Raw genomic sequence first — 20,670 nt, forward strand, 5'->3', positions numbered from 1 at the left:
TTGCCATCATGCCACCAGTGATATAATCAAAAACGCTTTATTGAGGGTGCTCATGGCCCTGGCGGAACGAAATTGAATGGTAAAGAGTGGGTGACGGCCATGTCCATCGGTTCACCTGAACATAGAATTAAATCCTAAGGTTCGCCTGCAAAGTTATTTAAAACAACTGTTGATTAAAAATAATAATTTAATGAAATTGTCAAAATCCTGTTCTCATCAAGCAGGATTTTTTGTTGTTCAGCTAACCGCTCTATTGTTAATAACAATGATGGGAAAATTTAAGCCAAGGGATTTTAACTTACCGAGAAAATAAGCATGAATAATAACTCCAAGTACCTTTTGTTTCTTTTGTAATTAAACCTGCATCTAATAAGATTTTTAAATGATAAGATAACTTAGATTGCGGCATCTGGATTTCATCATCACATACACAGGTAGAGCTACGTTCACAAAGAATATGTAACAGATGCAACCTTTTTTTATCAGATAATCCTTTGAACTTTTTTTCGTAAAGTTCAAATGTATGATGCAGCTGCTTGTTTTCCAATGGTATTTGTAACATGATAAGTCCTCCGGTTTTTTAATCAAATAATTTTGATGTAATAATCATAAATCAATCTTTTTTAATTTTTAAATTGTGGTTGGTTTATATAAGCGTTTACTTATATTCTTGTCTTGTTATACAATGTGCGATAAGGAGGGAGGAGGAAAATGACTGCTCAATCTAGCCTTGAAGCTGTTAAAGTGGTACAGTGCTTAAAAATTTTAAGTGATCAGACGAGACTCACCATAATGAAGCTTCTTCAAAAAAAAGAATATTGTGTTTGTCAGTTCGTTGATATGTTTCAAATGAGTCAACCTGCAATTAGCCAGCATCTCAGTAAATTAAAAAAAGCGGGATTTGTTCATGAAACGAAAAAAGGGCAATGGCGTTTTTATTCTATAAATCAATCTTGTCCAGAGTATGATTTGATACTGTCTATTCTTAATAAAATTGATTGTCACGATAAGTTGTTACAGTCAATTACACAAAAAGAAACTCAGGTTTCCTGTCGTTAGGAGGTTTTAAGTTGTTATCGACAATCTTAGCCGCATGTATTTTTGTGCTGACTCTTGTATTTGTCATCTGGCAGCCGAGAAATTTATCTATTGGGTGGTCAGCTTGCGGAGGTGCTGCATTAGCCTTAATCGCAGGAGTTGTTAACTTTCAAGATGTTATAGATGTAACGGGAATTGTTTGGAATGCAACGTTAGCATTTATTGCGATTATCATCATTTCCCTGATCCTCGACAATATTGGATTTTTTGAATGGGCAGCCTTGCATATGGCCAAAGCGGCCAAAGGTAATGGTGTGCTGATGTTTGTTTATGTGACGATATTAGGGGCGGTTGTTGCAGCATTTTTTGCGAATGATGGCGCTGCTCTAATCTTAACTCCGATTGTTTTGGCTATGGTGCGTGCGTTGAATTTTCAAGGGAAATTGGTTTTTCCCTTTATTATGGCGAGTGGGTTTATAGCGGATACAACGTCTTTGCCATTAGTCGTCAGCAACCTTGTCAATATTGTATCAGCAGATTACTTTCACATTGGATTCATTGAATATGCATCCAGAATGATTGTTCCAAATCTGTTCTCGCTTATTGCGAGCATCATTGTTCTATGCTTTTTCTTTAGAAAAAGCATTCCAAGACATTATGATCTTTCTGAAGTCAAAAAGCCTGTTGAAGCTATAAAAGACCAGAAGATGTTTCGTATTTCTTGGTTTGTTTTAGGAATCTTGTTAGTTGGCTACTTAGTAAGTGAACTGTTCTCGATACCTGTTTCCTTTATAGCCGGTGTCATTGCGATTTTGTTTCTCGCGATGGCGCAAAAGAGTTCAGCCGTTCAGACGAAGGAAGTTCTTAAAGGTGCACCATGGGCAATCGTTTTTTTCTCAATAGGTATGTATGTTGTTGTATACGGTTTGCGAAACGCAGGTTTAACAGATGTTCTATCTGAACTTATTCAAACAGCGTCTAACCAAGGACTGTTTGCCGGCACTATAGGAATGGGCTTTCTAGCTGCTATACTGTCTTCTATTATGAATAATATGCCTACGGTTATGATTGATGCACTGGCCATTGCTGGTACAGATACACATGGAATGATGAGAGAAGCGTTAATATATGCAAATGTCATTGGTTCAGATTTAGGGCCGAAAATCACACCGATCGGTTCCTTGGCTACACTTTTATGGCTGCATGTCCTTTCACAAAAAGGTGTGAAGATTTCTTGGGGCACGTATTTTAAAACAGGAATTATCTTAACCATACCAACCCTATTTATTACACTTGTAGGCCTGTATGTTTGGCTGCTGATTATTCATTAACAGTTCTAAAAGGAGAAGATGAACATGTCAAAGAAAACAATTTACTTTTTATGCACCGGGAACTCGTGCCGCAGCCAAATGGCTGAAGGGTGGGCTAAAAAACATCTTGGAGTTAAGTGGAACGTGTATAGCGCAGGAATCGAGGCTCATGGATTAAATCCGAATGCTGTCAAAGCGATGAAAGAAGTAGGCATTGATATCTCGGATCAAACCTCAGATATTATTGATCCTGATATTTTAAACAACGCTGATTTAGTTGTGACGCTTTGCGGTGATGCAGCCGATAAATGCCCGATGACGCCTCCTCATGTAAAACGTGAGCATTGGGGGTTTGATGATCCGGCAAAAGCACAAGGCACAGAGGAAGAGAAATGGGCGTTTTTCCAAAGAGTTCGTGATGAAATTGGAGACCGATTAAAACAGTTTGCTGAAACTGGGGAATAAAAAAACAAAATGAGCTGAGAAAGACTCAGCTTTTCCTTCAGTTTATATATAAGTGTGCTGCGGACCACTTCTTAAAAAGAAACATACCAAACAATGTTGGTATGTTTTTTTATTTCAATTCCCATAACGTTGAACCAGTGACATGTTTTTATCTGTGGCTCGCTGTTCATTATCCTAGTGACATTATTGACGGAGCACTTATTGGGCTGATAGTTATTAAAACTCCGGAAATAAAACTCTTTCACTGGATGATACATTAGACAAAAAGTTTTACCTTCAAAAAGAAAATGGAGTATAACATGCAATCAAAAATGGTATTTGTTTATTTCAACATAGTGCTCCAACACTTGGCTCAAATCCCCTTTTTTAAAAAAGTTATTCTTATTTTCATTTCATTTTTCTAGTTTAATCTTTTGTTTTGGAAGGAAAATAAGTAACAGGTAAATAAAAGGAGGAATAATCTCTATATGAAAAATAAGACAAAAAGTTTCTGTATCGCTTTAATAGGCTTATTTATGGTTGGAAATTTGATTGGCTGTACTAATCAACAAGGTTCACAAGAAAATACAACTGAAAATCACAAAAGTACTCATCAAAACACATCGAATTTAAAAAAGTATTCTAAAGATCCCGACAAAAATAGTGATGATGAAGACTTTGACTTAATAGGAACATTGGGTACTGAAACCAGCGATCAGTTAACTCTGGTTATTGATCAAAAGAAGGTCAAAGTCCCAAAAAGCAGTTCATTTAAAAAAGAGAAGATAGGGAATGAAAATGTTAAAGGGAAACTAGTTAAGGTCGAAATTGATTCAAAAAGACAAGAAGCTGAAACGTTAGAATTAACACCTCAGGCGAAGGCTGATTCTAATGGAGTGTATGAGAAAGATGATGATGGCGATTTTAAATTGATTGGAAAATTGATTGAAGAAACTGACACTAATGTGACAGTCCAAGTATCTAAAGGGAAAAAAACATATAAAAAAGCTGCTGATTATAAGAAAGATACAGAGGGTATCTCCGGAGACATTCAAGGCAAAATAGTACGGCTAGAAGTGAAGGAGAATAATGAAGTAGAAAGTTTAGACATTGATCCTGAAGATCAATGAGATAACTAAGGGAGTGGCTAAATGGTTACTCCTTTTTTGTACTGGGAAAGACTTTTGTTAGTCTGTTAACAAGATTTTCCTTGCCTATCATAGCCAATATGGTTTATGTCGTCTGTTTTTTACAACGACAAGATTGGTATTAAAAACTCCTCCTCAATTTAAATGTGACATAATTTTTTTCTATTAACTGCTTTGCGCGTATAGGATCCTGTTATGTTTTTTAATCCGCAACAGGCACATGATAAGACAGGCCTTGATTATGTGATGCTATGATATTGAGCCGCAATTGCAGCTTCCGTAAGTCCAATTTCCCGTGTTGTCTGTAGCGCTGCTGTATCCAGAGTATATAAAAAGGACTGCCAATAAAAAGCAGTCCAACTGAGACCTTAAATAATGTATCGGTAATTATTCATTTAGTGAAACCAAAAAATACTTTATTTTGCCGAGCTTATTGTTTCATCTGCGCCATGTTTGTATTTTCGAGTAACCATACTGACCATCACCATCACCATGCAGTTAATGACCAAAGCAATAATACCGGTATTTACATCTTTCAATGATTGCGGGAAAGTGGGGAATACATCAGCAATCGTTGTGTGACTAACAGTAATATATGCTACTGTGGCCAGTCCGCAAATGATACCGGCACCTGCTCCGTATTTCGTAATAAAATTATTCTTCATTAAACTAAAGAACAGTGACGGAGCTAGTTGTGTCATTAAGCTATAGCCCATCAGAATAATATTTGATAGAGTAGCTCCCCCATTCAGGGTAAAATAGACAGCTATAAGAGAGACGACAGGAACAAGAAGCTTAGCCAGTCTGCCGATTGTCTGATCAGTCGCGGAAGGTACGAACACTTTATATATATTTTTCGATAATAAAGTTGCCGTATTCATGATGAGCAATGAACCAGGTACCAACGCTGTCAATAACCCAGCTCCTCCTATTACACCAATAACCCAAGGATCAAAAGTGTCGATAGAGAGACGCAGTAAAGAAAGATCCACTTCTTCGCCTTCTAATCCCGGAACCTTCAGAATTGCTGCTGTTCCAACGAAAAATACAAATAATAACATAAGGGTATATAACGGACTAATAATAGCGTTCTTACGAAATACCTTTTCGTTTTGTGCTGTATATGTAGAACTGAACACTTGCGGCCACATATAGAAACCCAACACAAGCAGCAATACAGTGGAGATTAGCCAAGAAACACTAAGACCCTGGTCAGGGAACTTCAGAAATTCAGGGTTCGCTGTATGTACTGCTTCGAACATAGGTTGAAACCCGCCATAATAATGTATAGGCAGATAAATTCCCAGGAAGCCTATCACTCCGACCATCACAATATCTTTGATTATAGCTATCCAAGCTGATCCATGGACTCCTGATATCATGACGTATACGGTTAGACTTATAGCACCCAGCCAAACAGCTGTATGCATCGGGATCGCCCCATACGATGCTTGCGAAACGATGATTCCCATGCCTTTCAGTTGAACGACAATAACAGGTATCATTCCTATCACACCAACCAGTGCTACAAGCACACCTAAAAACGGACTTCTATACTTACTCACAAAGAAATCCGATTGCGACAGTAAGTTATTCTCTTTTGCATACTTCCATATGACAGGCAATAGCCAATAGGATAAAACATATGATAAGACAATATACATAAGAACGTATAAAGCCGGCGCTCCTTTGCCGTAAGCCCAGCCGCTGCCGCCAAGGAAAGAGAAGGTCGTATAGATTTCCCCAGCCATCAAAAGAAAGACCAAGATTGCACCGAATCCCCTGCCTCCGACTGTCCATTGTTCCAAGTCCATCTTTTTTCCTTTTGTGGATCGAATGCCTAAGAAAACTGCCAGAAGTAAAAATCCTATTATAATCAAAAGAGCAATATTCATTTTTTATCATCCTCTTTGTTTCGGGGATCCAATTTATACATGATACCTAGAATAACAGAGGTAAGAACTGTCCAAATAGCCACCCAAAACATAATAAACGGCATAGAAAACACAAAAGGCTCGACTCTGTTAACGAAAGGAAGAAAGCACAACATACCTATGAAAGGTAGTATGGAAAGAAGATAAACAACTTTCATTTTGAAATCACCATCCAAATATTAGTTGAAACCTTGCGATTAGTGAGTTGCTTCATGAAGACATCTTATGCTTTATTTCATCTTTATGCAAAATTGTTTACCATGTAGCGATGTTCACAATATGATTTATTGTAACACCTGGTTTGAATCTTAAGAGATAGAAACTTTTTCTGCATGAGATGATAGAAGTTAAAATTTCACAAAGAAAATATGTGTTGAACCCCTATTTCGGAACACTGTAGTCTGTGGCTAAAAATATTCCTGTTCACCTAACCGCTCATTAAAAAATGTAAAAAGTGAAAATTACTTTTGTACTAAAGCTTCAACAAAAAGGGATTATTATTAATTTTGGTAGTATCATGTTCACAATACGTATTCCTTTATTGAGGGCCTATCTATCTTAAAATGAAACATACCAAACAATGTTGGTATGTTTTTGGTTGTAGGGTATAATCATAAATTCTTTGTTTATATATCAATATAACTGATGACCTCTAAATGAGATTGTTCTTTTATTTTCTTTGCCTTTGTTTAGGTAAACCATTGTTTGATTTTAGACATTCCTTGTTTGAAAATAACATGTTGACAGGACATAGTTTAGCGGGATAAACTAATTGACATCAATCATAAAGTTTATAGGGATAAACTATAATGCAGGGAGGGAATACGATTGGATGAAAAAAAGCTATGTCAGGCAATAGAACTCTTTGCAGAAGTATTATTTGAAGGCACAGAGTTTGTGCATCGCGAAGTAAATCAGGATGTATTCGAACATATTTCAAGAGAACAGGCTGACCTGTTAATGATTTTAAAAATTAAAGGCCCATCCTCTCCGGGCAGTTTGGCTATAATACAAAATGTCCATAAGAGTGCTATTTCTAACAGATTAAAGAAGCTGCTGGAAAAGGGATTGGTTGAATGGGATGACTGTCAAATCAAGAGTGATAAACGCTCAAAGCTTATTAAAATCACGGAAAAGGGAGAAAAAATAAAGGAAGAATTAGACTCAGCTGTATTTAACGCTCTCGAAGAGCTTATCGACGATATAGATGATGAGCATTTAGATTCCTTCATTGAAATATTCACCATCATAAAAAGAAAATTTAAAGGAGAACTTGCAGAATGAGGTTCATAATCAAATTCAAATGGGCAATAGCTGCGGTCATCTTAGCGCTGACGGTCGTATTGAGTTTATTTTCTCCGAACTTAACGGAGCTGGCCAATCAAAAGGGGCAGTCACAGCTTCCTGCTGATTCGGTTTCGGAAAGAGCAAATGCCATTCTAAAACAAGCCGGAGAAAATAATAACTCGATAAGCGTTGTCTTTACATTAGACCATGCTTTAAAGAAAGATACAGAAGATCAGCTCCGTAAAATGATTGGTAAAATCAAAAAGATCGACGGTGTTGAAGAGGTAATGTCTCCTTTGACAGATGAAAAAGAAGTCAAAGATCAATTGATTTCTAAAGATAAGAAAACAGTTCTTATTCCTGTAACCATTACGGGATCTGATAAAAAGGCGGAAAAAATCGCCGACGATATTTATAAAATCGTTCCCGATGATTTGACGGCATACATTACGGGAGCTTCTCTAATCAATCAGGATTTCGGACACAGCTCAGAGGACGGGCTAAAGAAAACGGAAGTGATCACAGTCTGTTTGATTATCGGTTTACTGCTGATTGTTTTCCGATCTATCGTGACACCTTTTATCCCTATTATTATTGTTGGTTTCACCTATTTAATCAGTCAATCCATATTGGGAATCTTAGTGTATAATGCTGATTTTCCTATTTCAACGTTCACCCAAACATTTTTAGTCGCAATACTGTTCGGTATTGGAACCGATTACTGTATTCTTCTTCTCACCCGTTTCCGTGAAGAATTAGCAAACGGACATGACAAGAAAGAGGCTGCTCTTATCGCTTACCGTACAGGTGGGAAAACAATATTTATCAGCGGTTTTGCGGTATTGATCGGGTTTTCTGCTTTAGGCTTTGCGAAATTTGCCATATTCCAATCGGCTGTGGGAGTCGCGGTTGGGGTTGGGATATTAATGATCGTCCTATTTACCCTGCTGCCACTATTTATGGTGACACTAGGTGGGAAATTGTTCTGGCCGTCTAAGAAAGTTTTATCTCATAGTGACAATAAATTGTGGACTTTTCTTGGCAAACATTCGGTTGCGCGTCCGTTCCTATTTATCGTTATTACAGTTATTATTACGCTGCCTTTCATTTTGACATATGATGATCAGATTTCATTCGATTCGACTGCCGAAATAAGCAGCAATTACAAATCCATAAAAGGCCTGCAAACAATCAAAGATGGATTTGGTGAAGGAAAAGCGTTTCCTGTGAATGTGGTGATTAAAGGAGAAAAAGATGTAGCGACTGCTGAAACCATCCCATATCTCGGGAATATAAGTAAAGCGATCGAGAAAGTGGATCATGTCGATTCTGTCATGACAATCACACAGCCAACCGGAGAGAAAATCAAAGATTTATATATTGATAATCAACTAGGCTCGGTATCAGACGGATTGGATAAGACAGTCAAAGGACTAGGCGATGTCCAAAGCGGTTTAACAGATGTAGAAGAAGGACTAAACCAAATGGCCGGACAAACCGGAACGGCTGCAAATAGTGATTCTGGCGGTTCACTGGCGGACACAGCAGACGGGTTGGGGAAAATCAATAAACAGTTACAGCTTGTCAGCAAGCAGCTTTCTCAAACCGGCAATACCGCGCAGGCTGTACCTCAGCTTACAGCAATCAGCGGGCAGTTGGGGCAGATTCAAAGCGGGCTTGAACAAGCCGATCTACAGCTTTCAGGCCAGCAAAAGCAAGCAGGCTCTCTGACAGAAAGTCTGAATCAGCTTGCCATAGGTGTAAGGAGTGCAAATGACGGCCTTACTAAAATTTCGGACGGCATAACCGCATCTTCTGATATGTTAGAGAAAATGAGTAAAAGCTCAACAATTCGTGATACGGGTATCTTCATTCCTGACAGTGTTATGAAAAATAAAGATTTTAAGACGTCAATTGATCGTTACTCCTTTGCAGACGGTAAAGGTGTGCAATTAAGTGTCGTCTTGGATTCAAACCCTTATTCAGAACAAGCAATCACTACAGTAAATAAGATCAAAAAAGCCGTAGCAAACGAAGTCGCCGGCACACCATTAGAGGATACGGACATTGTATATGGCGGGGTGTCCAGTACAAATGCGGATTTAAAAGATTTATCCACAACAGACTTTTCAAGAACAATGGTCATTATGATTATTGGTTTGTTTGTAGTGTTAACCATTTTGTTCCGTTCAATGGTCATGCCGATTTATATGATGGCATCACTATTGCTTACGTATTACACTTCGATATCGATTACGGAATTAATTTTTGTTAACTTCTTGGGCAATGATGGGGTCAGCTGGGCAGTTCCATTCTTTAGTTTCGTCATATTGATCGCTTTAGGTATAGATTATTCGATCTTTTTGCTCGATCGTTTTAAAGAAGAGGTACACCTTGGAATTCATCAAGGTGTAGTCAGATCAATGAGCAAAATGGGATCTGTTATCATTACAGCGGCCATCATTTTGGCAGGCACATTCGCGGCGATGATGCCTTCAGGAGTAAATACGCTTATGCAAGTGGCAAGTGTCGTCATTATTGGTCTGCTGCTATACGGACTTGTCATCCTCCCGCTGCTGTTTCCGGCAATTATCGTTACGTTTGGAGAAGGTAACTGGTGGCCGTTTGTGAGGAAGAAAATGAAGGAATAATCAAATGAGAGTGATGGACAGCGCTTCTGTTCATCACTCTTTTTTAGAACTGCACAAAGACATGTTTATTCTCACATTTCGCTTTTTCAAATGCTTTTTCTTGGGTTTTTACTTTATTTAATTTTCGGGTACCGCCCATCATTTTTTCTCAGCTTTTCATGTAGACACCTGCTTCATTTCCTAGATCAATAACCGTAAACCCCTACAACAATTAAACAAATTCCTATACCGCTTGCAAGATTAATTTTTTCTTTCCACATTAGAATTGAAATCAGTGTAGTCCCCACTGCTCCTCATCCAGCCCATATCGCATAAGCTACATTTAATGGTTTTTAGTGCTAATGAAATACAGAAAAAGGATATAAAAAACTACAAAAACCCCGATAGTAGGCAAAATCTTGGGTCGTGTTGAATGCTGTCGGACCTGGACATGGTGAAGCCGCCAGTACAGGTAATGACTGATTAAATATTAATAAGTGTTTTGGTGAGTAGCTGAGGAGCTGCTCTTTTTTTATAAACTTTATGGGAGCTCTTGCAATAAACTAGGTGCTCATCCATTAATTAGTGCTTATATACCTAAAGAAATTCATCTCGATTGAAGCTTGTCCTGAGCAATATTTTATGGTGAGTATCTTCTTTTTGATGAATGAACAGCTAAGTTTTCTGAGCATAAATCCAATTTTTCCGGAAGTTTCGGTAAAAAACGAAACTTTTAGCGCTTTTATTTTATTTTATAATGTAAGCGGTTTCGCATGTAGTATATTTATACTATTAGTACATCATTTGAGTGAAACACACAGGAAGGATAGAAAAAACAGATGAGATACATGAATACTAGACAAAAAGACATTTTGTATCTGTTGTTATCTGAACCTGATGACTATTTAGTCGTGCAAGATTTCGCCGACAGGGTAAAGTGTTCTGAAAAAACGATCAGAAATGATCTGAAAACGATTGAAAGTTATCTGCATGAACATTCTCCTGCTCAGCTCATTCGCAAACCAGGGTTAGGTGTCTATTTAAATATAGAAGAACATGAAAGGGCCCGGTTAACTCAACAATTAGGTACTGAACATTTTGCTTCAAAGCAGCAGTCCGATGAAGAAAGAATTCTGCAAATCGCTTACAAATTATTAATGCATCCAAAACATGTTTCGGCAAAAGAAATTGCCGCTCAGCTTTTTTTGAATAAATCTTCTATTAAAAGGGATTTACATGAAATTGAAGAATGGCTGAAGCGATTTGATCTCAAATTGGTTTCAAAGCAGCGGCTCGGTTTAAAGATCGAGGGAAATGAAAGAAATAAAAGAAAAGCCTTAGCCAGAATATCTGATTTGATTGATAATCCTGAGTTTACAAGTCAATTTATTAAAAGCAAGTTCTTAAGTCATGAAGTGGAATTTGTGTCGAATGAATTCAAAACATTGCAAAAGCACCATTCTATCTATTTCACAGATGAAACGTTCGAGAATTTATTATTGCATACATTGCTGATGATACGCCGAATCAAAATGAAGCAGCCAATCTCGATTTCGCCAACAGAAATGGCAGCAGTAGAAAAGAAGAACGAATATCAATGGGCAATTGCATGTTTAAAACGGCTGGAAGCGGTTTTTGCCATCCGCTTTCCTAAAGAAGAAGCCGTGTATTTAACGCTGCATATACTCGGCGGGAAAGTTCGTTTTCGGTCTCGGGAAGAAGAGAAAAAGGTTCTGGAAAATCCCTTGCTTTCTATGGTTGTGCGGCATTTAATCGATCGTGTATCAGAGCTGAAAATGCTTGATTTTCATAGTGATCAGGATTTGATCAACGGATTGAACATCCATCTCAATACAGTGCTAAACCGGCTGAATTACGATCTTTCTGTATCAAATCCAATGCTAAATGACATAAAAAAAATGTACCCTTATCTGTTTCATATGATCATTGACGTTCTGGAAGACATCAATCAAACGTTTGCTCTTTCTATTCCTGAGGAAGAGGCCGCTTATCTGACATTGCATTTTCAAGCTGCGGTTGAACGTTTGCACCACAGCAGCGAGAAGCATAAAAAGGCAATCATTCTCTGCCACATGGGCATTGGAATGTCACAATTGCTGCGAACAAAAATTGAACGGAAATTTCATCAAATCGCTGTGAAGGCCTGTATTGCAAAAGCTGATTTAACAGATTACACAACAAAGCATGGGGACATAGATCTTGTCATTTCCACGATAGCGCTGGAACATGTACCGATTCCTCATATTGTTGTATCACCGCTATTGGAGCCTTCTGATGAGAAGAAGCTAAGTGCATTTATGGATCAGGTTGAAGAATCGCAACGCCAAACACAAAAAACGTTTAAGATGTTGAACAATACGACTCCTTTCTTAGTTTTTTTGCAGCAAGAGTCAGTTCATCGCTACAAGCTGATTGAACAGATGGCAATGGTCTTATACGAGAAAGGCTATGTGGAAAAGGAGTATGCCATTCATGCTGTGATGAGAGAAAAAATGTCGGCGACAAACATTGGGGCTGGCATTGCGATTCCTCATGCAAACTCTAAATTTATTAAACAATCAGCCATTGCGATTGCCACATTAAAAGAGCCGCTTGATTGGGGTGCTGAAAAAGTGTCGCTCGTCTTTATGCTGGCTGTCAAACACGAGGATCAAAACATGACAAAGCAATTGTTCCATGAACTGTCATATCTTAGTGAGCAGCCGGCATTTATTCATAAGCTGACGAAAGAAACAAATGTTATGACATTTTTATCTTATTTGGATTATTAAAAGCGGGGCCTCGATGCCCTGCTTTTTTTGTATATGGAAAAATGCTAGTTTTTCCGGAATTAACGGTAAAAAACAGCGCTTTTACCAGCATGATTTTGATATACAGTTGTTACAGGCCTTATGAATCATACTTTAAAGGAGGACTCGTATGAAACTGTTAGCGATTACATCATGTCCGAATGGAATTGCCCATACATATATGGCGGCGGAAAATCTTCAAAAAGCTGCCGACAGATTAGGCGTCCAAATGAAAGTCGAGACCCAAGGCGGAATCGGGGTGGAAAATGAGCTGACCGGAGAGGAGATTCGTGAAGCAGACGCGATCATTATCGCTGCAGACCGCTCGGTAAACAAAGACCGGTTTATAGGAAAAAAGCTGTTGTCTGTCGGGGTTCAGGATGGTATCCGCAAACCGGAAGAATTGATTCAAAAAGCACTTAGCGGCGATGTGCCGGTCTACCGTTCAGCTTCAAAATCGGAAGTCGGCAATCAACAGGAGAAAAAACAAAATCCGATTTACCGTCATTTAATGAACGGTGTTTCTTTTATGGTTCCATTCATCGTCGTCGGCGGGTTATTGATAGCGGTTGCATTGACGCTTGGAGGTGAGAAAACACCGAAAGGCTTAGTCATTCCGGATGATTCTTTTTGGAAAACGATTGAACAGATCGGAAGTGCCTCATTCTCATTCATGATACCGATTTTGGCCGGATATATCGCGTACAGCATCGCTGATAAGCCTGGGCTTGTACCAGGAATGATCGGCGGATATATTGCAGCGACGGGAAGCTTTTACGGCAGTGCAAGCGGCGCCGGTTTTCTCGGCGGCATCATCGGCGGGTTTTTGGCGGGGTATGCTGCCCTTTGGATCAAAAAATTAAAGGTTCCAAAAGCGATTCAGCCGATTATGCCGATTATTATTATTCCAGTGTTCGCTTCACTTATTGTAGGTTTGGCGTTTGTGTTTTTGATCGGTGCACCTGTAGCCCAAATTTTCGAATCTTTAACGGTATGGCTGGCAGGTATGAAAGGTTCGAGCTCCATCCTGCTGGCATTGATTTTAGGCGCAATGATTTCATTTGATATGGGAGGTCCCGTAAACAAGGTGGCATTCCTGTTTGGATCGGCCATGATCGGAGAAGGAAACTATGAAATTATGGGACCGATTGCCGTCGCCATTTGTATACCGCCGATCGGCCTTGGGATTGCAACGTTTTTTGGAAAAAGAAAATTTCAGGAGTCGGAAAGAGAAATGGGAAAAGCATCATTTACCATGGGGCTCTTCGGCATCACTGAAGGAGCCATTCCATTTGCGGCACAGGATCCACTTCGCGTCATTCCGGGGATTATGGCAGGTTCTATGACTGGTTCTGTGATCGCTATGATCGGCAATGTCGGAGACAGAGTAGCACACGGCGGGCCCATAGTTGCAGTACTAGGCGCCGTTGATCATGTATTGATGTTTTTTATTGCAGTGATTGCCGGATCTCTTACGACTGCTCTTTTAGTTAATGTACTAAAAAAAGATATTACGGTTTCACCCGCCGGGCTGAGTGAAGCTGCAGCATCGAATGACTTTCCGCAACAGCACAATGAAGCGGAAAGCAGACAGATGGAGAAGACGGATATTAACAAGCTGACAGACATTATGAGTATAGATCTTATTGAACCAACATTATCAGGCGAAACCAGAGATGACATTATTGATGAAATGATTCAAAAATTGTCCCGTACAGGTATGCTGCATTCAGAGAGCGGTTTTAAACAAGCGATCATGAATCGTGAACAAGAGGGGACAACGGCGATTGGCATGAATATCGCGATTCCGCACGGGAAGTCTGATGCCGTCAAGAAGCCGAGTGTAGCGTTTGGAATCAAACGATCAGGTATTGACTGGAACAGTCTTGATGGATCAGAAGCAAAGTTAATCTTTATGATCGCTGTTCCGAAAGATAGCGGAGGGAACCAGCATCTGAAACTGCTGCAAATGCTATCTCGAAAACTGATGGATGACAGCTATAGGGAAAGGCTGCTCTCTGTGCAGACAAAAGAAGAAGCATACCAACTCCTAGATGAAATCATATAAAGCGGGGGATTTTCGTGATGACTGAACCGTTATTTTTCAAGCCTGTTTTCAAAGAAAAGATTTGGGGCGGCACCGCTTTGGCTGCTTTCGGCTATGACATTCCGTCAGAACGAACGGCGGAATGCTGGGCTTTTGCAGCTCATCAAAATGGACAAAGCATTGTTCAAAACGGGATATACAAGGGGCTCACGCTCAGCGAATTATGGGAATATCATCGGCATTTATTCGGACATCTGAAGGGAGACCGCTTCCCTCTTCTTACGAAAATTTTGGATGCAAATCAAGACTTATCCGTTCAGGTGCATCCGAAAGATGAGTATGCAAAAACGCGTGAAAAAGGGGAGCTCGGAAAAACAGAATGCTGGTATATCATAGACTGCCAAGAAGATGCAGAAATCATTTATGGCCACAACGCAAAAACAAAGGAAGAACTGATCTCGATGATAGAAGTTGGAAAATGGGACGAGCTCCTGCGCCGCGTAAAGGTAAAACCGGGGGATTTCTTCTATGTGCCAAGCGGCACCGTTCATGCAATTGGGAAAGGCATTCTCATTTTAGAGACACAGCAGAATTCCGATACAACCTACAGATTATATGATTATGGCCGTAAAGATACAGAAGGCAATTTGCGCGAGCTCCATTTGGAAAAGAGCATAGAAGTGATAGACGTACCATTTGCGCCAGATCAGCAAACGGTTCAATATGAACAAATAGATGATTTGCGCATAGCTGTATTGATTGAGTGCCCTTATTTTTCAGTGGAAAAGTGGGATTTAAAAGGATCAGCAAGTTTAAAACAGCAAAAATCATTCCTTCTTGTCAGTGTCCTCGAAGGAGAAGGCCGGATGATCTCCGGCGAGCGTACATATGACTTTAAAAAAGGAGATCATATGTTGCTGCCTTACGGGTTTGGGGAATTCAAACTCGCGGGGGATGCGGAGTGTATCGTATCTAATCTGTAAAATAAAACATTAGGACGAGTTTCACTTTTTAAGTCGATATAGAGAACGAACCTAAGGTAAGAGGGTTTCTATGGCGACGATATTATTGCTGGAACAGAGATGACCTTATTAAATTCATAAAACCCATGTATCCAGATGATGAACTGCATATGGTTGTTGAGGTACTAGATAAGAAACCAAAGAAAAACGAAACGGGAATACTTACTGTTATCTACTTATAATCATAAAGAAGAAAAAGTATTTGAAGGTGAGTTATCGGTATTGATTAAGCAATAAATAATGTAACATTAGAGGTTTTTAATCACCAATTGATAAAACGATGAGAGTATAATTAAGATATGCTTTCTTAACTATGGATATGGATTTAGAAAGAAACATACCAAATAATATTGGTATGTTTTTTTTACCATGCATTTTTTTATGAACCCGTCATTCCTGCAATGACATGAAGTAGAGTACTGATACCGTGCATCAAGGCAGTAAAGGAAAGAGAAGTGGCGGTTTGATAGAAAAGGAAATTAGAACTTTCTAATCACCTTTAACATCTTCATTTTGCTTCCTTTTATGTAGGTGAAACACACTCCGCTGACAGTAACCATTCCGCCTAGCAGTGAAATAAATGCAGGCATTTCGCCTATCCACATCCAGGAAATCACCAACGTCAAAGCCGGTGTTACATAAAGTGAAATCGTTGCTTCAGAAGCACCGACCATTGAAGTTACATATGCAAGTGCAAAGTACGGGATGACCGTCGGTAATAAACCTAAGTAAACGATAGACAATGTGGAGTTCATTGAGGCATTTACAAACTCCTCCCATAAGCCTGGCAGAAAAACAAGCATTGGTATGGCTGCACCCCAAATCGTGAATGTTACAAATGGAATAAAACCATACTTTTTTATATAACGGGCTTGAAAAACAAAATAAATACTCTCTGCAAAAGCTGCCAGCAGGATGAACAGAATACCTTTCATTGAATGCGTATGGTCTCCTGTGCCAAATGAAATAAATGACACACCTAATAAACTAATGATAGAGCCAATCCATTTAGAAAAACCAAAATGTTCACCAAAAAACAGTCGAGACAACACCGCAGAAAAGATCGGTGCTGTGGTTACGAGTAAGCTTGCAATCCCGGCACTAACTGTTTTTTCACCGATATTAAGCAAAATGTGATATAGTGCAAAACCTAAAAACCCTAATAATAAGATGACAGGGATATCTTTCATGTCAGGTAAGCGCATTTTAGTCAGCACAGCAAAAAGTAACAATGCCATCGATCCGATTAACAAACGAAATAAAGCAAGGTGTTCTGGTGTGTAACATTCCAGACCTACACGAATTCCCGGAAAAGCTGATGCCCACAAACCAATCATAAGACTGTAAGATATGATGAGTTGAACAGTTTTCTTTTTCATGATCTTCACTCCTTCTCTACAAAAACCAACCAGTTATTTAGTGTGTTTTATACTAATAGAGATTTGATAAAATGGCTTCAACCAGTTACATAATTTTTGACCCAACCACTTTAGTTGAAGGAGACTGCTTTTGATGAGCTTTACAGAAGAAAAAACAGTTAGAAAGCTTCCTAAGTACTTACAAATCATTGATTATATAAAAGAGAAAATAGGAAATGGAGAGTGGCCGATTGGAAGTAAGATTCCAAGCCAGCGCACGCTTGCAAAAGACTTTCATGTAAATCGAAGCACGGTTATCACAGCGTTAGAGGAATTGATGGCAGATGGGTTAATTGAAGGCAGAATGGGTAAAGGAACAGTTGTCATCAACAATACTTGGACACTGTTGGCTAAGAATTCTGCACCCAATTGGGAGAAATACGTAACTTCGGGAATCCAGCAGCCAAGCCGAAGAATTGTTCAAGAGATCAATAAATCAGAATCAAATTCTGATCTTATACAGCTCAGCAAAGGAGAACTTTCAAATGAGATTTTTCCTTTGTCTGCTATGAAAGAAATTATGGGCAAGGTATCTCAAAACATAGAGGCGTTCGGATATGAGGAACCAAAAGGATACTTACCTTTAAGAGAGGCATTGAGTGATTATTTAAAAACAATCGGTATTCATGCTTCACCTTCATCCATTCTTATTGTTTCAGGAGCACTGCAAGCCTTACAGCTTATATCAATGGGGCTTTTGCAAAGAGGATCAACTGTTTTTCTTGATCAGCCATCTTACCTTTATTCATTACATGTATTTCAATCAGCCGGAATGAATCTGACCGGACTTCCTATGGATAAAGAGGGGCTTTTGCCAAACCATATTCATATGACAAAGGGAGAACGGGGAAGAGCCATATTATATACAAACCCTTGTTTTCATAATCCGACTGGTATCTTAATGTCAGAAGAGCGGCGGAAAGAAATCCTTGCGGCAAGCGAGAAAACACAGCTTCCCATTATTGAAGACGACATATATCGTGAACTGTGGATAGATGAAATCCCGCCATATCCTATTAAAACAATAGATAAAAACGGCCATGTGCTATATGTAGGAAGTTTATCGAAAACGCTAAGTCCAGGTTTAAGGATTGGATGGATAGTCGGGCCAGAGCCAGTGATTGAACGTTTATCTGACATTAAAATGCAGACAGATTACGGATCCAGTTCGTTATCTCAAAGAGTTGCGGCGGAATGGTTTACATCTGGCCAATATCAGAAGCATCTAGAACAGGTGAGACATCAATTAAAGATAAGAAGGCAATTTGTTACGAGCGCTTTAGAAACCAATATGAAGAATGCAGCTGTTTGGACTATTCCAAAGGGGGGATTCTTTATCTGGTTAAAAATATTGCCTTCGATATCTATGAAATTACTTTATAAAAAAGCCTTAACAAAAGGGATTCTTCTCAATCTTGGCAGTATCTATGCTCAGGAAAAAGGCAATTATATTCGCTTGTCATACGCTTATGCATCCCTTGAAGATCTCCAAAAGGGAATTTATGAATTAAGTTTGATCATTAAGGAACTGGCAAGTAAATAAATATGCATTCAATGTTGAGAAACTATCTATCAAAAAACATACCAAACAATGTTGGTATGTTTTTATTTTTATAAGTTCTAAGAAATTATAAAATGAATATGCAGAGGAGTAGGTATCTCCTCATCTTACTGGCTGTTCTAAAAAACAGAAGTGTCTCTTAAAAGAGGGGAATTCTTTTACGGATAGAATAAAGAGAGAAAGTGATAGGAGGGTACAGTTTGCAGGAGGTAAAAAAAGAACAATATAGTGATGTCAAAACATTGTTACATAATAAAGAAACATGTTGCCCGACATTTGTCTATTCAATATTAGAACAAACAATTTCAGGAGTTGTTTATGCAGATGATCAATCGTTTCTGATAGGAACCAGCTCAGGAATTTATTATGTTGCCGGGGATGAAAGGAATCAAAATTGTAATGAATTTATCGTTGATTTATACAAAAGGAAAACAGAATCCAAAAAAAGATTTACTCTGTTCTCTTCTAATCGTTCATGGGACAGCGTAATAAGAACTGTACTGCATGATGAATTGAGCCAAATGATGCGATATGCATTTTCTCAACAAATTTCTGCCATAAAGGCTTTTCAGCTTCCAAAGGGGTTTACATTAAAAAGAATAAATGAAGATATTATTTTAAGAAGCACTGAATTTCAAAAAGCTTATTATGAGGAATATTGGGGTTCAGTCTCGAATTTTTTAAAAAACGGATTTGGATTTGCTGTTTTGTATGACAATCATGTTGTCAGTGAGTGCACTTCCATATTTCTAGGCGGCAATCGTGCGGAAATGGATATCTATACACGTGAAGAATATAGAGGGATGGGGTTCGCTTATATAGCTGGAAGTAAGTTTATAAATGATTGTCTCGAAAACGGCGTCAGCCCTAGCTGGGATTGTGATGTCAGCAACAAATCATCTATTCATTCAGCAAAAAAACTAGGATTTGAGATATCAACCAAATACTCCATCTTTTTTAAAAAATCAGGTTAATAAAGACCCTTCTAAGGAAGGGCCTTTTCTTGAGCACCAAGCTGACGGAGAATATCATGCTTATCCACAAGAACTCTTTTCTCCATTTAAAATGAATATGATTCGCCATCATCCGGCACTAGTACATGAGATGACATGCCTTTTTCATGAATAAAGCTTTTTAATTCTTCTCTGGATAATGTCCAATGGTTGACCGCTTCCATATGGCTCACGATTATTTTTGCATGAGGAGCAGCTTGATGCGTTTCATAGATATCTTCTTTCCCCATGACGAGAGAGCCGCCCTCAAAGAATTGATTGTTTCCTCCATTCACTACAATGATTTCTGGCTGGTGTGTATCGATCTCTTCTTGGATCGCATCATACCAAACCGTATCTCCGGCTACATATAACGTTTTCTCGCTTTGGTGTTTGAACACAACGCCGCATACAAGACCGGCAAGTTTTAAAATGTCTCCTCTGCCGTGCTCGCCTTTGGTTTTGATTAATTGAATACCTTCAAAGACTGTATCTGTTGTGAGAATCTCGACATTTTGAAAACCGGCGTTTCTTACTTCTTTCGCATCTTCTTCATTTTGTACAAACATTTTCATGTCTTTTGGCAACATGTCTTTGGCTGCATCATCAAAATGGTCTAAATGCAAATGAGTGACAATGACTGCATCAAGATTGTTGATCATATGATCCACTGATGTCGGCAAGCTGACTAAAGGATTTTTTTGGTCTTGTCTTGGTGAATTTGGGAATGGAGGGTAAGTGCCCTTTTCTGCTAACATAGGATCTATTAAAAACGTTTTGCCTGCATATTCGACAACAAGTGTGGCATTACGAATTTGTTGAATGTTCATGTTAAAACTCCTTTTCTTTAATATACGTATAGCTTATACTATGACCAATCACCAAATACATGGATAAAATCAAGTCTTTTTGCCGTTTTACTTGAATGTTGAAAGAACCTATTACATGAACATCGAACGGGCTAAAGGATATCCTTTCGGAGAGAATACAGGAGACAACTAAAATAGAACGCGGGTTTTAAAAAGTGAA

The 20,670-nt window shown here is 38.8% G+C and carries 16 protein-coding genes and 2 pseudogenes; 13 read left to right on the forward strand and 5 right to left on the reverse strand.

All coding sequences use genetic code 11. The features are described 5' to 3' along the window. Positions 1-48: 48 nt before the first annotated feature. Positions 49-123: pseudogene (locus tag AXI57_RS21960) on the forward strand (NAD(P)H-dependent oxidoreductase); the annotation flags it as partial. 175 nt (positions 124-298) lie between these two features. On the opposite strand, the gene AXI57_RS06935 reads toward AXI57_RS21960, so the two are convergent. Next, positions 299-562 carry an ArsR/SmtB family transcription factor gene (locus AXI57_RS06935; RefSeq protein WP_061669661.1) on the reverse strand — a complete coding sequence of 88 codons (264 nt, stop codon included), beginning with the start codon at positions 560-562 and terminating at the stop codon, positions 299-301. Between the two features lie 149 nt (positions 563-711). Here AXI57_RS06935 and AXI57_RS06940 point away from each other — a divergent pair, with 149 nt between their 5' ends. The 4 genes from AXI57_RS06940 (at position 712) to AXI57_RS06955 (ending at position 3,922) form a co-directional block, all read left to right on the forward strand. Continuing rightward, positions 712-1,059, forward strand: coding sequence for an ArsR/SmtB family transcription factor (locus AXI57_RS06940; protein ID WP_061669662.1), 348 nt, complete (start codon positions 712-714; stop codon positions 1,057-1,059). Between the two features lie 11 nt (positions 1,060-1,070). Continuing rightward, complete coding sequence (locus tag AXI57_RS06945; RefSeq protein WP_061669663.1) at positions 1,071-2,369, forward strand: arsenical efflux pump membrane protein ArsB; 1,299 nt, start codon at positions 1,071-1,073, stop codon at positions 2,367-2,369. A 24-nt stretch (positions 2,370-2,393) separates the two neighbouring features. Continuing rightward, entirely contained in the window at positions 2,394-2,813 is a 420-nt protein-coding gene (arsC, locus tag AXI57_RS06950) for an arsenate reductase (thioredoxin) (RefSeq protein WP_061669664.1), read from the forward strand. Between the two features lie 467 nt (positions 2,814-3,280). Next, a complete protein-coding gene (locus AXI57_RS06955; RefSeq protein ID WP_061669665.1) occupies positions 3,281-3,922 on the forward strand; it encodes a hypothetical protein in 642 nt (213 codons plus the stop codon). A 434-nt stretch (positions 3,923-4,356) separates the two neighbouring features. On the opposite strand, the gene AXI57_RS06960 is transcribed toward AXI57_RS06955, so the two are convergent. Continuing rightward, on the reverse strand, positions 4,357-5,835 hold the full coding sequence (locus AXI57_RS06960) for a sodium:solute symporter family protein (protein WP_061669666.1): 1,479 nt from the start codon (positions 5,833-5,835) through the stop codon (positions 4,357-4,359). Beyond that, positions 5,832-6,032, reverse strand: coding sequence for a DUF3311 domain-containing protein (locus tag AXI57_RS06965; RefSeq protein ID WP_035174964.1), 201 nt, complete (start codon positions 6,030-6,032; stop codon positions 5,832-5,834). The genes AXI57_RS06960 and AXI57_RS06965 overlap by 4 nt, the downstream gene beginning before the upstream one ends. A 670-nt stretch (positions 6,033-6,702) precedes the next feature. On the opposite strand from AXI57_RS06965, the gene AXI57_RS06970 reads away from it, so the two are divergent. From AXI57_RS06970 to AXI57_RS20720, 6 genes and pseudogenes are all read left to right on the forward strand, one after another. Continuing rightward, positions 6,703-7,158 (forward strand): MarR family transcriptional regulator, encoded by a 456-nt coding sequence (locus AXI57_RS06970; protein ID WP_003328220.1) that lies wholly within the window; start codon positions 6,703-6,705, stop codon positions 7,156-7,158. Further along, complete coding sequence (locus tag AXI57_RS06975) at positions 7,155-9,812, forward strand: MMPL family transporter (RefSeq protein ID WP_061669667.1); 2,658 nt, start codon at positions 7,155-7,157, stop codon at positions 9,810-9,812. The genes AXI57_RS06970 and AXI57_RS06975 overlap by 4 nt, the downstream gene beginning before the upstream one ends. Positions 9,813-10,630: 818 nt before the next feature. Then, positions 10,631-12,583 carry a mannose transport/utilization transcriptional regulator ManR gene (gene manR / locus AXI57_RS06980; RefSeq protein ID WP_061669668.1) on the forward strand — a complete coding sequence of 651 codons (1,953 nt, stop codon included), beginning with the start codon at positions 10,631-10,633 and terminating at the stop codon, positions 12,581-12,583. Positions 12,584-12,731: 148 nt separating this feature from the next. Further along, complete coding sequence (locus tag AXI57_RS06985; protein ID WP_061669669.1) at positions 12,732-14,669, forward strand: PTS fructose transporter subunit IIABC; 1,938 nt, start codon at positions 12,732-12,734, stop codon at positions 14,667-14,669. A 14-nt stretch (positions 14,670-14,683) separates the two neighbouring features. After that, complete coding sequence (manA, locus tag AXI57_RS06990; protein WP_141292208.1) at positions 14,684-15,631, forward strand: mannose-6-phosphate isomerase, class I; 948 nt, start codon at positions 14,684-14,686, stop codon at positions 15,629-15,631. A 60-nt stretch (positions 15,632-15,691) separates the two neighbouring features. Beyond that, positions 15,692-15,907 (forward strand): annotated as a pseudogene (locus AXI57_RS20720) (hotdog family protein); the annotation flags it as partial. A 242-nt stretch (positions 15,908-16,149) separates the two neighbouring features. On the opposite strand, the gene AXI57_RS06995 reads toward AXI57_RS20720, so the two are convergent. Further along, the gene (locus tag AXI57_RS06995) at positions 16,150-17,049 is read right to left on the reverse strand and encodes a DMT family transporter (RefSeq protein ID WP_061669671.1); all 900 of its coding nucleotides are present in this window, start codon (positions 17,047-17,049) and stop codon (positions 16,150-16,152) included. A gap of 133 nt (positions 17,050-17,182) precedes the next feature. Between AXI57_RS06995 and AXI57_RS07000 the strand changes: the two genes are divergently transcribed. Next, positions 17,183-18,631: an aminotransferase-like domain-containing protein gene (locus tag AXI57_RS07000; protein ID WP_061669672.1), complete on the forward strand. Its 1,449-nt coding sequence runs from the start codon at positions 17,183-17,185 to the stop codon at positions 18,629-18,631. A gap of 218 nt (positions 18,632-18,849) precedes the next feature. After that, positions 18,850-19,623 (forward strand): GNAT family N-acetyltransferase, encoded by a 774-nt coding sequence (locus AXI57_RS07005; RefSeq protein WP_061669673.1) that lies wholly within the window; start codon positions 18,850-18,852, stop codon positions 19,621-19,623. Positions 19,624-19,709: 86 nt separating this feature from the next. On the opposite strand, the gene AXI57_RS07010 is transcribed toward AXI57_RS07005, so the two are convergent. After that, positions 19,710-20,471 (reverse strand): MBL fold metallo-hydrolase, encoded by a 762-nt coding sequence (locus tag AXI57_RS07010; RefSeq protein ID WP_061669674.1) that lies wholly within the window; start codon positions 20,469-20,471, stop codon positions 19,710-19,712. Positions 20,472-20,670 lie beyond the last annotated feature (199 nt).

Origin of the sequence: Bacillus atrophaeus (assembly GCF_001584335.1) — a bacterium.
GTDB classification, from domain to species: domain Bacteria; phylum Bacillota; class Bacilli; order Bacillales; family Bacillaceae; genus Bacillus; species Bacillus atrophaeus.

Excerpts from the sequence above, each read along its gene's own strand:
- AXI57_RS06935 (WP_061669661.1), bottom strand. The coding sequence starts at position 562 with ATGTTACAAATACCATTGGAAAACAAGCAGCTGCATCATACATTTGAA.
- AXI57_RS06940 (WP_061669662.1), top strand. The coding sequence starts at position 712 with ATGACTGCTCAATCTAGCCTTGAAGCTGTTAAAGTGGTACAGTGCTTA.
- arsC (WP_061669664.1), top strand. The coding sequence starts at position 2,394 with ATGTCAAAGAAAACAATTTACTTTTTATGCACCGGGAACTCGTGCCGC.
- AXI57_RS06955 (WP_061669665.1), top strand. The coding sequence starts at position 3,281 with ATGAAAAATAAGACAAAAAGTTTCTGTATCGCTTTAATAGGCTTATTT.
- AXI57_RS06960 (WP_061669666.1), bottom strand. The coding sequence starts at position 5,835 with ATGAATATTGCTCTTTTGATTATAATAGGATTTTTACTTCTGGCAGTT.
- AXI57_RS06965 (WP_035174964.1), bottom strand. The coding sequence starts at position 6,032 with ATGAAAGTTGTTTATCTTCTTTCCATACTACCTTTCATAGGTATGTTG.
- AXI57_RS06975 (WP_061669667.1), top strand. The coding sequence starts at position 7,155 with ATGAGGTTCATAATCAAATTCAAATGGGCAATAGCTGCGGTCATCTTA.
- manR (WP_061669668.1), top strand. The coding sequence starts at position 10,631 with ATGAGATACATGAATACTAGACAAAAAGACATTTTGTATCTGTTGTTA.
- AXI57_RS06985 (WP_061669669.1), top strand. The coding sequence starts at position 12,732 with ATGAAACTGTTAGCGATTACATCATGTCCGAATGGAATTGCCCATACA.
- AXI57_RS06995 (WP_061669671.1), bottom strand. The coding sequence starts at position 17,049 with ATGAAAAAGAAAACTGTTCAACTCATCATATCTTACAGTCTTATGATT.
- AXI57_RS07000 (WP_061669672.1), top strand. The coding sequence starts at position 17,183 with ATGAGCTTTACAGAAGAAAAAACAGTTAGAAAGCTTCCTAAGTACTTA.
- AXI57_RS07010 (WP_061669674.1), bottom strand. The coding sequence starts at position 20,471 with ATGAACATTCAACAAATTCGTAATGCCACACTTGTTGTCGAATATGCA.